The organism is Paraburkholderia sp. GAS42, from assembly GCF_050436565.1.
Classification (GTDB): domain Bacteria; phylum Pseudomonadota; class Gammaproteobacteria; order Burkholderiales; family Burkholderiaceae; genus Paraburkholderia.
The window spans coordinates 53,842-67,164 of record NZ_JBNDML010000014.1 but is presented as its reverse complement, the minus strand read 5'-3'; the positions used below and the strand labels follow the sequence as shown (position 1 = coordinate 67,164).

The window sequence follows — 13,323 nt, the reverse complement described above, 5'->3', positions numbered from 1 at the left end:
TGTCCTCGGATAAAATCTGGGCTTAGGATGAAAGCCGCAATTATCCGCTATTTTTCCCGCGGCGGCTGCAAGGGAGGCGTTACGGCAATCAAGCCGGGCGTCTTCCGGGGCACGCCCTCTCTTCATCAACAATGATCTTCGAACGCTCCCTCCAGCGCGAACTCGCGTATACGGCTGGTGCCGTGTTCATGGTTCTGCTGACGCTAGTGCTGACGACGATGATGATCCGCATCGTCGGCTTTGCCGCGTCGGGCGAGATCGATCCGCGCGACGTCCTGGTTCTGATCGGCCTCACCGTTATCGGCTATCTGGCGATCATGCTCGTCGCGACACTTTTCGTGTCGATCCTGTTCGTCCTCACGCGCTGGTACAAAGATTCCGAAATGGTGGTGTGGCACGCGTCCGGCGTGAGCCTCACGCGCCTCATCAAACCGGTCGCCGTGTTTTCGACGCCGATCATCATCCTCATCATGTTCTTCGTGTTCGTGGGCTGGCCGTGGTCGAACCAGCAGAGCAAGCTGATTCGCGCGCGCTTCCAGCAGCGCGATGAAGTATCGATGCTCGCGCCTGGCCAGTTCCGCGAATCGCCGGCGAGCCATCGCGTGTTCTTCATCGAGAAGATGTCGCCCGATCAGGGCCACGTGGAGAATGTGTTCGTGACGAGCACGGAAAACGGCAAGGTCAACGTGATCGTGTCGAAGAACGGCCACACGGAAACGCAGAAGAATGGCGACCGCTTTGTCGTGCTGGAAAACGGCCGTCGTTATGACGGCGAGCCGGGTCACCCGGATTTCCGCATCATGGAATTCGAACGCTACGGCGTGAAGATCCAGAGCCAGCCGGTGGTGAGCGCGCCCACGACGACGGGCACGCCGACACTCGAACTGTTCCGCAATCCGACGAAGGAAAACCTCGCCGAATTCGCGTGGCGCGCCGGCTTGCCGCTGATCGCGATCAACCTGATGTTGCTGGCGATTCCACTTGCACACCAGAACCCGCGACGCAGCCGCACGATCAATCTGGTGATGGCGGTGCTGATTTATCTGACGTATTCGAATCTCTTGAACGTCGTGCAATCGTGGATCGAGCAGGGAAAACTGTCGTTTGGCGTCGGGATTATCGGGCTGCATATTGTGGTGGCGGCGATAGTCGGCTTCCTTTTCTGGCTGCGCGTGCGCAACCGTCCGCTGTTCACGCGGGCGATGCTCCACCGTTCGACGCAGGGGGCCTGACCGATGCGCATTTATGAAAATTATTTCGCACGTCAGATCTACCTCACGTTCATCTTTATTCTGTTCGCGTTTTCGGGTCTGTTCTTCTTTTTCGACCTGATCAACGAACTGAATTCGGTCGGGCACGGCAACTACAAGTTCAGCTATGCGGTGCTGCGCGTTGCGCTGCAGACGCCCTCGCGCTTCTACGAAATCATCCCGGTCGCCGCGCTGATCAGTGCGATCTACGTGTTTGCGCAGATGGCGGCGAATTCCGAGTACACGATTTTCCGCGTGTCCGGCCTCGCGACGAATCAGGCGCTGCGTTCGCTGATGAAGATCGGCATTCCGCTGGTGTTTCTGACCTATCTGATCGGCGAAGTGGTCGGCCCGTATACGGATCAGCTGTCCGAACGCGTGCGTCTGGAGGCGCTGGGTTCAGCGGTGTCGAGCACCTTCGAATCGGGCGTGTGGGTGAAGGACACGCTCACGGCGCGTTCCGATGGCGAGCAGGTGACGCGTTTCGTGAATGTCGGCGAACTGCGTCCGGATGCCACGATCAGCAACGTGCGCATTTACGAGTTTGACTCGCAGTTTCGTCTGGCCAATGTGCGCATCGCGAAGACGGGCACATACGCGCCGCCTGGGCACTGGCAATTGACCGATGTCACCGATACGCAGTTGATCGATGTTGTGCCGGCGGGCGCGAAACCGGCCGATGCGCTGAACCCGGTTTATCGCGCCAGACAGGTGACGCTGCCTGAGTATTCGCTACGTTCGGAGTTGACGCCGCAGATTCTGTCGGTGCTGCTGGTTTCGCCTGAGCGGATGTCGATGTTCAATCTTTTCCGCTACATCCAGCATTTGACGGAGAATCATCAGGACACGCAGCGTTACCAGATCGCGTTGTGGCGCAAGCTGCTGTATCCGTTTGCGGTGTTCGTGATGCTGGTGCTGTCGTTGCCGTTTGCGTATCTGCATACGCGCGCGGGCGTGGTGGGGGTGAAGGTGTTTGGCGGGATCATGCTGGGGATGAGCTTCCAGCTCTTCAACACGCTGTTCTCGCACATTGGCACGTTGAATACGTGGCCGGCGCCTTTGACTGCGGCGACGCCAGGGTTGATCTATCTTGCTCTTGGGTTGATCGGGTTGAAGTGGGTTGATCGACACTAGCGTGTTGTGCTTTTGCGGGAAACTGCATGATGGGGACGCACGGAATCGTTCTGTTTGGGCACGGCGCGCGCGATCCGCGATGGGCTGAGCCGTTTGCCCGCCTCGCGGCGAAGCTGGCCGCTGCGCGCGGGGATGCCGGGCCTGTTTCGCTGGCTTTTCTTGAGTTGATGTCGCCGGATTTGCCTGCTGCTGTTTCCGCGCAGGTTGCGCTTGGGTGCAGCGAGATTACCGTTGTGCCTGTTTTTTTTGGGCAGGGCGGGCATGTGAGGCGGGATCTGCCAGAGATTGTTGCTCGCTGTCGCGAGGCGTTTCCTGATGTGGCTGTTCGATGCGCTACCGCGGTGGGGGAGGATGAGGCTGTTCTCGATGCTGTTGCAGAGTATTGCCTTCGGCAGGTTTTCTGATTTTTCGTTTTTCTGGCTGATTTTTCGTTTTTCTGGCTGATTTTTTGGCCTTTCCTTGTATTCATGTCGGTCTATCGGCGTTGCCCCTGTGCGGGGCGGCACCTACTTGCCAACAAGCGCTTCTTGCGGCGCGGTTTTGGGGTGTTTGTTGGCCTTTCCTTGTATTCACGTCGGTCTATCGGCGTTGCCCCTGTGCGGGGCGGCACCTACTTTTCTTTGTCCTTGCCAAAGAAAAGTAGGCAAAAGAAAGGCGCCGAAAACTCGTCCGTTCCGGGGTGCGTCGCCACCGGGGAATGGCACCCCATGAAGTGTCGCCCCCGCATTTCACCCGGCATCGGCCCGCGCACGATCTGATCCCCCGCGCAGCACCCTTCGTGACAAAGCACTCATCCACCCCGCTCCGCGCGATGCGCGTCGCGGACGGACGGGCGAGCGGTGCAAGTGTCGATACGGGGTGACGGCTGAGGGGCGCGGCGAAATGCTACAAAATGCAGCGCGACGCGAAGTTATGCCGGACGGCGACGCACGAAGTGCGGAGTCGGATGAATGAGCCCTGTGTCACGAGGGGTGCTGCGCGGGGGATCGGATCGTGCGCGGACCAAGGTCATATGAAGTGTGAGGGCGACACTTCGTGGGGTGCCATTCCCCGGTGATGACGCACCAGGAAGCGAAGAGTTTTCGGCGCCTTTCTTTTGCCTACTTTTCTTTGGCAAGGACAAAGAAAAGTAGGTGCCGCCCCGCACAGGGGCGACGCTAATAGACCGAAAGCAAAGCAAGGAAAGGCCAAAAAAACCTAAGCCGCATGCAATGCAGAAGAAGAAGAGGAGGAAGCATCCAGAACCTCATCGCGCGGCAACAAGCGCCTCTCAGCGAATGCATCGCCGATCATCAAAAGACTAGGCTGAGCTTCATCAAGCCAATGCTGTGCCTCTCCGCAAGCGAGACCCTCGAGCGTTAAAGTCAGCGAACGCTCCCGAACCGTACTGCAAGCCTCAACAATAGCAACAGGCGTCGACCCGGCGCGCCCAGCGTCAATCAACCGTTGTGCGATCTCAGGCGCGCTATCCCGCCCCATGTAAAACACCAGCGAGTCCGCCTTCACCTGTTCGCGGATTTCTTCAGTATCCGCAGCCCGGCTGTGCGTCGCCAGCGCAACACTGCGCGACACTCCGCGCAGCGTCAACGACCGCTTCAAAGCCGAAGCACCGGCCAGCGCAGCCGTAATCCCAGGCACAACCTCATACTCGATGCCCGCGGCTTCCAACGCCCGCATTTCCTCATCGGCACGGCCAAACAACATCGGATCGCCGCCCTTCAGACGCACAACCACATCGTGCTCTAAAGCCGCGTCCACAATCTGCTTGTTGATAAAATGCTGCGCCGTCGAACGCTGACCGCATCGCTTGCCCACCGCGATCCGGCGCGCGTACGTAGGCGCGTAATCGAGCATCGCGGGCTCAACCAGCGCGTCGTGCAGCACCACGTCCGCCATGCCCAGCAAGCGAGCGCCGCGCACCGTGATAAGGTCCGCTGCACCCGGTCCTGCACCAATCAGATACACCTTGCCCATTTGCTTCAATCCCGTTCGTCCAGTTCGTGCAAATACGACCGCGCTAGAGCGCGTTCACTCAAGCACTAAACGCACGAATCATGCCCGCCGCAACCGTGTGATGTGTCGCTTCGTCGATCAACACGAACGCGCCGGTTCCCGGATGCGAATCGTATGCGTCCGCAACGATCGGCTTCTGCAACGTCAGCGACACACGCCCAATATCGTTCATCGTCAGATCAAGACGGTCCGTCGCGTGCGACAACGTATGCACGTCCAGCACCTGTTTGATCGCGCCAATGCGCGCGAACACGGTGTTCGTGGTCTGCTTCAGCAGATACTTGCGTTGCGTCGACAGCGGCGTGTCATCGAACCAGCACAGATCCGCTTCGAGCTTCTTCGCGGGCACTGGCGCCGCCTCGCGCAGCACGAACGTATCACCACGTGATACGTCGACGTCTTCCGCAAGACGGATCGTCACTGTTTGGCCCGCGAATGCACGATCGACCTGCGCCGTGCCGCCCGGCACCGGCGCAATAATTTCCGCCACCGTCGCTTCACGGTTCGCCGGCAGCACGACGATCGTGTCGCCCAGCTTCACTTCGCCCGATTCGACGCGGCCCATGTAGCCGCGGAAATCGTCGGCCTGGCTGCCGTCCTGGCGCGCCACCCATTGCACCGGGAAACGCAGCGCCTGACCCGTCGGAATCTCGACCGGCAACGCTTCGAGCACGTCGAGCAGCGGTTCGCCCGCGTACCACGGCATACGCTCGCTCGCCGTCACAATGTTGTCGCCCTTCAGTGCCGACACCGGCACGAAGCGCACATCGTTCAGACCCAGCTGACGCGCAAGTTCGACATACGCATCGCGGATTTCGTTGAAGCGCGTTTCGCTGTAGTCGACCAGATCCATCTTGTTGATCGCGACGATCGCATGTTGCAGACCCAGCAGCTTCACGATCGCGCTGTGACGCTTCGTTTGCGGCAGCAGTTGTGCAACGCCATCCACGAACGTGACACGCGTCGCGTCGACGAGAATGATCGCGGCGTGCGCGGTCGATGCGCCCGTCACCATGTTGCGCGTGTACTGCTCGTGGCCCGGCGTATCGGCGATGATGAACTTGCGCTTCGCAGTCGCGAAGTAACGGTACGCCACGTCGATCGTGATGCCCTGCTCGCGTTCGGCTTCAAGGCCGTCCGTCAGCAGCGACAGATCGATTTCGTCGCCCACGGTGCGCTTGTTCTTCGCACGCGACAGCGCCGACAGCTGGTCCGACAGCACAGCCTTGCTGTCATACAGCAGACGCCCGATCAGCGTGCTCTTGCCATCATCGACACTACCTGCAGTAATGAAACGCAGCACGCCGAGGTCTTCTGGTTGATGAATACTCATGATTGCATTGCCCTCGTGTGCCTTAGAAATAACCTTGCTTCTTGCGTGTTTCCATCGCGGCTTCCGATGCCTGGTCGTCCATCCGGGTCGCGCCGCGTTCCGTGATTTCGGTCACGGCCGTTTCGGCGATGATCTTTTCCAGATCATCCGCATCGCTTTCCACCGGGCACGTGCAGCTGATGTCGCCCACGGTGCGGAAACGCACGAGCGCCGTTTCGCTGGTCTCGCCTTCGCGCATCGGCGTAAGCGGCGTCACCGGCACGAGCAGGCCATTGCGACGCACGATTTCGCGATGATGCGCGTAATAGATCGACGGCAGTTCGAGCTTCTCGCGCGCAATGTATTGCCACACGTCGAGCTCAGTCCAGTTCGAGATCGGGAACACACGCAGATGCTCGCCGTTATGCAGACGTGCGTTAAAGAGACTCCACAGTTCCGGACGTTGCGCCTTCGGATCCCACTGACCAAATTCGTCGCGGAACGAGAAGATGCGCTCTTTTGCACGCGCCTTTTCTTCATCGCGACGCGCGCCGCCGATCATCGCCGTGTAGCCGTATTGCTCGATGGTTTCGAGCAGCGTCACCGCTTGCGCCGCATTGCGCGAATCCAGTTCGCGACGCAGACGCACCGTGCCGCGTTTGATCGAATCTTCGACGTGGCCCACCACGAGCTGCGCGCCAATTTCCTTGGCACGACGATCGCGGAAGTCGATCACTTCGTCGTAGTTATGGCCGGTGTCGATGTGCACGAGCGGGAACGGCAACACCGTCTTGCGGTTCGCGCCGAGGCCGAACGCCTTCAGTGCCAGATGCAGCACGACGACCGAATCCTTGCCGCCCGAAAACAGCAGCGCGGGGTTGCTGCATTCGGCAACCAGTTCGCGCAGGATGTGAATCGACTCGGCTTCGAGCCAGTCGAGGTGATCCATCCGGTTCGCGGTGTTGGCGAGCGGAGCATTCAGTGCGGGATCGAGCGTCGTGCTCATGGTGTGTCCTTCCTTGGTTCACATCGCAAGTGGTGACTTGCGACGCGGTATTCAATCGTTCAATCGATATTCTTCAGCGGCAACCACTCAGGCTCAGGCAGCGGAGTTCTCCGCGCCAGCAACCGCAATCGGAATCGTCGTGATGTGCAGGCCGCATTCCTTCGTATCGCGCGATTCCCACCACCAGCGCCCTGCCCGGCTATCCTCGCCGGGACGGATGGCGCGCGTGCACGGTTCGCAGCCGATACTCGGATAACCGCGTGCATGCAGCGGATTGACCGGCACATCGAACGCCTTGAGGTATGCCCACACATCGGCTTCGGTCCAGTCGGCGAGCGGGTTGAACTTGGCGATGTTGCGTGCGCCGTCGTGCTCTTCCTCGTGCAGTTCGGCACGCGTCACCGACTGTTCACGACGTTGACCCGTTACCCATGCGCTCACATCCGACAGCGCGCGGTTAAGCGGCTCGACCTTGCGAATTTCACAGCAGCGTTTGCGCAGATCGATGCTTTCGTAAAACGCGTTCAGACCGTGTTGCGCGACGTATTCGTCAACGGCATCCGCTTGCGGATGAAACTGTTCGATGTCGTAGCCATAGCGCTCTTTCACGCGGTCGAGCATGCCGAGCGTTTCCGCATGCAGACGTCCGGTGTTGAGCGAGAAGATGCCGACCTTCACGCCGCGCGAAAGAATCGCGTGGGTCAAGAGCATGTCTTCCGCGGCAAGGCTGCTCGCGAGCTTCACATTTGCGTGACGTGCAGCAATTGAATCGAGCAGCGTATCCAGCCGCCCGATCTTCGCTGCGAGCTCAGGCGTCACTGTTCCAGTGGCGTCGCTCATGCCGAAGCCTTTTGTGCAGCCGCAGCTTCGCGACGACGGAACAGCGGCGTCGGATCATCGACCGCGCCCTGATACTGCACGGTGAAATCGTCGAACGCCTTCAGCGCGTCGTGGATGTCCTTGTCCTCGCGTACGGCAAACGCATCGAAGCCGCAGCGATACATGAGTCGCACCTGATCGCGCAGCACGTCGCCGATTGCGCGCAGTTCGCCCTTGTAGCCATAGCGTTCGCGCAACAGGCGACCAATGCTGTAGCCGCGGCCATCGCGGAACACCGGGAAGTCGATCGCGATCAGCGCGACCTTGTCGAAATCACCGACGATATCCGCCGGTTCGCTGTCCGGCTCGAGCCATACAGCGATTTCGCCTGCGTTGCGCGACGCGATCAATGCATCGCGCGCAGCCTGCCACAACGCGAACGGCACGATCACCTTGCCGGCCGGCAGTGCTTCCACTGCGGGCAAGGTGCCGTCTTCCGTTGCGCGCACAACCGTCCAGTCATCGCTAACGATCGCGCGGTTCTTGATAATCGAAGCCATCTGCAGAATCCTTTAAGCCTGAATCGCGGGTTAGGCGTGAGCCGGTTGACGCGACGCGTACACACGTTCCTTGAACGGCGCAATACCAATGCGGTTGTACGTGTCGATGAAACGTTCGCCGTCGATGCGGTTTTCCACGAACGTATCGATCACCTTCGACACCACGTCCGGCATTTCTTCCGCCGAGAACGACGGGCCAATCACGCGACCCAGATGCGCGCCCGTCGCGCCCGAGCTTTGCTCGCCGCCAAGCGTCACCTGGTACCACTCCGAGCCGTCCTTATCGACGCCAAGCACGCCGATGTTGCCGATGTGATGGTGGCCGCACGCGTTGATACAACCCGAGATGTTCAGCGACACGTCGCCGAGGTCATAAACAAAGTCGAGATCGTTAAAGCGTTCCTGAATCGCGAGCGCAATCGGAATCGACTTCGCATTCGCGAGCGAGCAGAAATCGCCACCCGGGCACGCGATGATGTCGGTGAGCAAACCGATGTTCGGCGTCGCGAAACCTTGAGCCCTGGCCAGTTCCCACAGCTCGAACAGATCGCGCTTCTTCACGTTCGCGAGAATCAGGTTCTGTTCGTGCGAGACGCGAATCTCGCCGAGCGAGTACTTGTCGGCCCAGTCGGCGATAGCTTCCATCTGCGTATCGGTTGCGTCGCCCGGCGCCACGACGCTGTTCTTCAGCGACAGCGTCACCGACGCATAACCCGACACCTTGTGCGGACGCACGTTACGCTCGACCCAGCGCGCAAATGCGCGGCTTTCGAGCAGATGGTTTTCAAACGATGCATCCGTGTCCGGCAGCTTTTCGTAAACCGGCGGCGCAAAGTATTGCGACACGCGATCGAGTTCGGCCTGCGTCAGCGTCGAAGGACCGTCCTTCAGATGCTGCCATTCTTCCTCGACCTGCTTCGAGAACTTCTCCGGGCTCAACGCCTTCACGAGAATCTTGATACGCGCCTTGTACATGTTGTCGCGGCGGCCGTAGCGGTTATACACACGCAGTACGGCTTCGCAGTACGTCAGCAGATGCTGCCACGGCAGATCTTCACGAATGATCGCGCCGACGATCGGCGTGCGGCCGAGACCACCGCCCGCCAGAATGCTCGCGACCACTTCGCCCTGCTCGTTCTTCTTCAGATACACGCCGAGGTCATGTACCTGCACGGCTGCACGATCTTCTGTCGAGCCCGACACAGCGATCTTGAACTTGCGCGGCAGCCACGCGAATTCCGGGTGGAACGTCGACCATTGACGCAGGATTTCAGCCCACGGACGCGGATCGACCATTTCATCGGGTGCGACGCCAGCGAACTGGTCAGCGGTGATGTTGCGGATGCAGTTACCCGACGTCTGGATGCCGTGCATCTGCACCGACGCCAGCTTTGCGAGAATTTCCGGCGTTTCTTCGAGCTTGATCCAGTTGTACTGGATGTTCGAGCGCGTCGAGAAATGGCCGTAGCCGCGGTCGTGCTCGCGCGCGATGCGGCCGAGCATGCGCAGCTGGTCGCTGCGCAGATTGCCGTAAGGAATCGCGATGCGGTGCATGTACGCGTGGCGCTGCATGTAGAGACCGTTCTGCAGACGCAGCGGGCGGAACTCTTCTTCGCTCAATTCGCCCGACAGCCGGCGACGAACCTGGTCGGCATACTGCGCGACGCGCTCATCGACGATGGTCTGGTCGTACTGATCGTATTGGTACATTCGGGGACCCCATTTTTTCGTTACCGCGAGGCGTTCCGGTTACGCCGCGCCCTGTCTACCCATGTCTGTCAGCGCCAGCGGAAGAAGGTTTTAGACGCATCCTTCATTTGCTTATGACAAATACAGATATCCATATTGGAAAAGTTGGGGAAATCGTAATAAACTCGCCTTATATTTCAAACGACTTAAAAATTGTTTTCATATGCGGAGAGGTTATAAATGAACCTGCACCAGTTTCGCTTCGTGCGCGAGGCGGTCCGGCAGAACTTCAACCTCACGGAAGCGGCCAAGGCGTTGTTTACAAGCCAGCCAGGCGTGTCGAAGGCAATCATCGAGCTGGAGGATGAACTCGGCGTCGAAATCTTCACACGGCACGGCAAACGCGTCCGCTCGCTGACCGAGCCGGGCCGGATCATTCTTCAGTCGGTTGAGAAGATTCTCCAGGAAGTCGAGAGCCTCAAGCGAGTCGGTAAAGATTACGCGGCACAGGATCAGGGCAATCTCGTCATTGCCGCCACGCACACCCAGGCGCGCTACTCACTTCCGGCCGCTATCGCCGAATTCAAGAAGCGTTTTCCCAAAGTTCACCTTTCCATTCTGCAAGGCAGCCCGACGCAGGTCGCCGAAATGGTCATCCATGATCAGGCCGACCTCGCGGTCGCCACCGAGGCGATCTCCACCTATAAGGAACTGGTCTCGCTGCCCTGCTTCCAGTGGCACCACGTCGCCGTGATGCAGCCGGATCATCCGCTGCTGGACCGCAAACTGCTGTCGCTCGACGACCTGACCCAGTTTCCGCTGATTACCTATGACAACGCGTTCGCCGGCCGCACGAAGATCAACGAGGCGTTCCGTCTGCGCGGCCTGCATCCGGACATCGTGCTCGAAGCGATTGACGCCGACGTGATCAAAACCTACGTCGAGCTTGGTTTAGGCGTCGGCATCATGGCGGATATCGCGTTCAACGCCGAGCGCGACCGTCATCTGCGCGCGATGCCGGTGGGTCACCTGTTCGGCAGCAACGTGACGCGCGTCGCGCTGAAACACGGCGCGTATCTGCGCAGCTATGTGTATACGCTCGTCGAACTGCTGTCGCCGAGCCTGAACCGCCGGCTCATCGAGCAGGCGCTCAAAGGCGAGCACGAATCGTACGAGCTTTGAAGCACCTTCTACCCGGTTTATAACAATCGCTGTTTCCATTCTGCTACGGAGACCCAAACGATGCGCCTTATGTCGTACAAAAAGAACCTGCGTGACGTCGCCGCTGCCGCGGTACTCGTGATCAGCACGGTCGCCCACGCCGACATCAAGGTCGGCATCGATCTGTCGAGCACCGGCCCCGCCGCTGCGATCGGCATCACCAGCAAGAACGCGATGCTGATGTGGCCGAAGACGATCGCCGGCCAGAAAGCCGAATACATCATTCTCGACGACGGCTCCGATCCAGGCGCCGCGGTGCGCAACATCCGCAAGCTCATCAACGAAGATCACGTCGATGTGATCGTCGGTCCGAATATCACGCCGGCTGCGCTCGCGGCACTCGATCCGGTCGCGGAAAACCAGACGCCCATGATCACGCTGATCGGTTCGGCAAGCGTGGTCGAACCGCAGGAAGGCAAGCGCGTGTGGGCCTTCAAGATGGCGCAGACCGACAGCGCGATGGCCGACGTGATGACGCGTTACATGGCGAATCACAACGTGAAGACGGTCGGCTTCATCGGCTTCGCGGATAGTTATGGCGATAGCTGGCTCAACGAGTTCACGAAGTTCGCGACGCTGCGCCACATTCAGGTTGTCGCAACGGAGCGATTCAACCGCACGGACGCGAGCGTGACGGGTCAGGTGCTGAAGCTGATCGCCGCGAAGCCGGACGCGGTTCTCGTCGCAGGCGCCGGCACGCCAACGGTGCTGCCGCAGCGCACGCTGGTGGAACGCGGCTTCAAGGGGCCGATCTACCAGACGCACGGCATCGCGACGCCGGAGTTCATCAAGCTCGGCGGCAAGGATGTCGAAGGCACACTGTTTCCGACGCAGCCTGTTGTCGTCGAGCGTACGTTGCCGGCGGATCATCCCGCTAAAAAGGCCGCGATTGCGTTCGTCAACGCGTATGAAGGGCAATACGGCCCGAACACCGTCACGCAGTTTGCGGGCGATGCGGCTGGTGTGTATCCGCGTCTTAACGATGCGGTGGCTCGCGCGCTGAAAACGGCGCAACCGGGCACACCTGAATTTCGCGCTGCGCTGCGCACCGAACTCGAACATGCGCACGAACTGGTCGTGCCGAACGGTGTGGTCAACACGAGCGCCAAGGACCACGTGGGCCTCGATCAGCGCGCAAGCGTGATGGGCATCATCAAGGACGGGAAGTTTACGTATCTGAGCCAGTAAGCTTCGACGGCGGTCGGCTTGCGCGCTTCGCATCGCTCGCCGCCTTCGTTACTGATACAGTGTCTGTCTTCACTCTGTAGCTGAAACCATGCGTACTACCCGAGCCATCCACGCCGTCGAGCGGCTGAAAACCCGCAGCGGCAATCCGCAATACGCGGCGATCAGCCTCTCCGGCGGTCTCTTCTATCTCGTCGACAAATCCAGCGGCAGCGACAGGAAGGTTTCCGATCCGCTAACGCTCGACGACTTCGTCAAATTCGTCGACGCATTCGGCCCGCAAAAGCCGCGCAAGGCGAGCAAGCTCGACCTCGCGTTCGAAGAGCAGATCAAGAACAGCAAGCGTTAGAGCGCACCGGCGCCACGATGCAGCGCTTCGTTTTCGATAATCGTCACGCCTGGCGCTCCGCCCAACGCAGCGGACACCAAAGCACGCGCAACATCCTCGGCGGCGATTGAACGCCACTTAAGCGGCAGGATCACGCCGAAGCGGCGCACAATACTTTCCAGCGGTCGGCTCTCGACCCGCTCACCCATCAGGAAAGACGGCCGCACGATCGTGACCGACGGAAAGCCCAGACCGAGCACGCCCTCTTCGACCTCGCCCTTCACCCGGCTATAAAACGTTCGCGCATGCGGACTCGCGCCGATAGCGCTCACAAGCGCATAACGCGACGCGCCATGACGGCGCGCCAATGCACCCACGCGCAACGGGTACTCGTAATCGACCTTGCGAAACGCGGCCTGCGATCCGGCTGTCCTGATGGTCGTGCCTAACGCGCAGATCACGGCATCGACGGCGAAGATTTCATCGCTATCGGGCGTGCTGTCAAGACGGTCAAAATCCACGACCTGTTCAATCACGCGATTCGCGTGACCCGCGACGCCAGCGATCCCCACGCCCGACGCGCGCCGCACCAGCGAGCGCACCTCGCCGACACGCGCATCGCGTGCAAGCAGCTTCAGACACGCGCCGCCCACAAGCCCCGTTCCGCCGACCAGCAGCACGGTGCGCTTCTGCGAGGCAGAATCCGCGACAGGATCGATGGATGCAAAATTGGCCGACATGGATGAACCCACGGAAAGATGACGTGCTGCATCTTACCGTGCGTTCATGGCACGCGTGCGATCCCC

Annotated in this window: 13 protein-coding genes; 6 read left to right on the top strand and 7 right to left on the bottom strand. The window is 60.1% G+C overall.

Annotated features, from left to right (window positions below):
• Positions 1-131 precede the first annotated feature (131 nt).
• The 3 genes from lptF to P3T16_RS20820 are packed head-to-tail and all read left to right on the top strand — an operon-like array spanning position 132 to position 2,788.
• Complete coding sequence (gene lptF / locus P3T16_RS20830; RefSeq protein ID WP_429343680.1) at positions 132-1,232, top strand: LPS export ABC transporter permease LptF; 1,101 nt, start codon at positions 132-134, stop codon at positions 1,230-1,232.
• Between the two features lie 3 nt (positions 1,233-1,235).
• The gene (gene lptG, locus P3T16_RS20825; protein WP_429257802.1) at positions 1,236-2,384 is read left to right on the top strand and encodes an LPS export ABC transporter permease LptG; all 1,149 of its coding nucleotides are present in this window, start codon (positions 1,236-1,238) and stop codon (positions 2,382-2,384) included.
• A 29-nt stretch (positions 2,385-2,413) separates the two neighbouring features.
• Positions 2,414-2,788: a sirohydrochlorin chelatase gene (locus P3T16_RS20820; protein WP_429343765.1), complete on the top strand. Its 375-nt coding sequence runs from the start codon at positions 2,414-2,416 to the stop codon at positions 2,786-2,788.
• Between the two features lie 793 nt (positions 2,789-3,581).
• Here P3T16_RS20820 and cobA read toward each other — a convergent pair.
• The 6 genes from cobA to P3T16_RS20790 form a co-directional block, all read right to left on the bottom strand.
• Positions 3,582-4,358, bottom strand: a complete 777-nt coding sequence (gene cobA, locus P3T16_RS20815) for a uroporphyrinogen-III C-methyltransferase (RefSeq protein ID WP_429343679.1) — start codon at positions 4,356-4,358, stop codon at positions 3,582-3,584.
• Positions 4,359-4,416: 58 nt separating this feature from the next.
• Positions 4,417-5,733: a sulfate adenylyltransferase subunit 1 gene (locus tag P3T16_RS20810; protein WP_429343764.1), complete on the bottom strand. Its 1,317-nt coding sequence runs from the start codon at positions 5,731-5,733 to the stop codon at positions 4,417-4,419.
• Between the two features lie 19 nt (positions 5,734-5,752).
• On the bottom strand, positions 5,753-6,715 hold the full coding sequence (gene cysD / locus P3T16_RS20805) for a sulfate adenylyltransferase subunit CysD (protein WP_429259911.1): 963 nt from the start codon (positions 6,713-6,715) through the stop codon (positions 5,753-5,755).
• Positions 6,716-6,808: 93 nt separating this feature from the next.
• Positions 6,809-7,555 carry a phosphoadenylyl-sulfate reductase gene (locus P3T16_RS20800; protein WP_429343678.1) on the bottom strand — a complete coding sequence of 249 codons (747 nt, stop codon included), beginning with the start codon at positions 7,553-7,555 and terminating at the stop codon, positions 6,809-6,811.
• Positions 7,552-8,094, bottom strand: coding sequence for a DUF934 domain-containing protein (locus P3T16_RS20795; protein WP_429259913.1), 543 nt, complete (start codon positions 8,092-8,094; stop codon positions 7,552-7,554). Before P3T16_RS20795 ends, P3T16_RS20800 begins: the two co-directional genes overlap by 4 nt.
• A 30-nt stretch (positions 8,095-8,124) precedes the next feature.
• Positions 8,125-9,804, bottom strand: a complete 1,680-nt coding sequence (locus tag P3T16_RS20790; protein ID WP_429259914.1) for a nitrite/sulfite reductase — start codon at positions 9,802-9,804, stop codon at positions 8,125-8,127.
• Positions 9,805-10,023: 219 nt separating this feature from the next.
• On the opposite strand from P3T16_RS20790, the gene P3T16_RS20785 reads away from it, so the two are divergent.
• The 3 genes from P3T16_RS20785 (at position 10,024) to P3T16_RS20775 (ending at position 12,538) form a co-directional block, all read left to right on the top strand.
• On the top strand, positions 10,024-10,965 hold the full coding sequence (locus P3T16_RS20785; RefSeq protein ID WP_429259915.1) for a CysB family HTH-type transcriptional regulator: 942 nt from the start codon (positions 10,024-10,026) through the stop codon (positions 10,963-10,965).
• A gap of 69 nt (positions 10,966-11,034) precedes the next feature.
• Positions 11,035-12,192 carry an ABC transporter substrate-binding protein gene (locus tag P3T16_RS20780; protein ID WP_429343677.1) on the top strand — a complete coding sequence of 386 codons (1,158 nt, stop codon included), beginning with the start codon at positions 11,035-11,037 and terminating at the stop codon, positions 12,190-12,192.
• An 88-nt stretch (positions 12,193-12,280) separates the two neighbouring features.
• Complete coding sequence (locus tag P3T16_RS20775) at positions 12,281-12,538, top strand: hypothetical protein (RefSeq protein ID WP_429259917.1); 258 nt, start codon at positions 12,281-12,283, stop codon at positions 12,536-12,538.
• On the opposite strand, the gene P3T16_RS20770 is transcribed toward P3T16_RS20775, so the two are convergent.
• Entirely contained in the window at positions 12,535-13,257 is a 723-nt protein-coding gene (locus P3T16_RS20770) for an NAD(P)H-binding protein (RefSeq protein ID WP_429343676.1), read from the bottom strand. The two genes, P3T16_RS20775 and P3T16_RS20770, sit on opposite strands and share 4 nt — an antisense overlap.
• Positions 13,258-13,323 lie beyond the last annotated feature (66 nt).

Bases quoted from the DNA above. Each gene is read 5' to 3' on its own strand.
- P3T16_RS20790 (WP_429259914.1), bottom strand. From the start codon at position 9,804: ATGTACCAATACGATCAGTACGACCAGACCATCGTCGATGAGCGCGTC.
- lptF (WP_429343680.1), top strand. From the start codon at position 132: ATGATCTTCGAACGCTCCCTCCAGCGCGAACTCGCGTATACGGCTGGT.
- lptG (WP_429257802.1), top strand. From the start codon at position 1,236: ATGCGCATTTATGAAAATTATTTCGCACGTCAGATCTACCTCACGTTC.
- P3T16_RS20785 (WP_429259915.1), top strand. From the start codon at position 10,024: ATGAACCTGCACCAGTTTCGCTTCGTGCGCGAGGCGGTCCGGCAGAAC.
- P3T16_RS20775 (WP_429259917.1), top strand. From the start codon at position 12,281: ATGCGTACTACCCGAGCCATCCACGCCGTCGAGCGGCTGAAAACCCGC.
- P3T16_RS20820 (WP_429343765.1), top strand. From the start codon at position 2,414: ATGGGGACGCACGGAATCGTTCTGTTTGGGCACGGCGCGCGCGATCCG.
- cysD (WP_429259911.1), bottom strand. From the start codon at position 6,715: ATGAGCACGACGCTCGATCCCGCACTGAATGCTCCGCTCGCCAACACC.
- P3T16_RS20780 (WP_429343677.1), top strand. From the start codon at position 11,035: ATGTCGTACAAAAAGAACCTGCGTGACGTCGCCGCTGCCGCGGTACTC.
- P3T16_RS20800 (WP_429343678.1), bottom strand. From the start codon at position 7,555: ATGAGCGACGCCACTGGAACAGTGACGCCTGAGCTCGCAGCGAAGATC.
- P3T16_RS20795 (WP_429259913.1), bottom strand. From the start codon at position 8,094: ATGGCTTCGATTATCAAGAACCGCGCGATCGTTAGCGATGACTGGACG.
- P3T16_RS20770 (WP_429343676.1), bottom strand. From the start codon at position 13,257: ATGTCGGCCAATTTTGCATCCATCGATCCTGTCGCGGATTCTGCCTCG.
- cobA (WP_429343679.1), bottom strand. From the start codon at position 4,358: ATGGGCAAGGTGTATCTGATTGGTGCAGGACCGGGTGCAGCGGACCTT.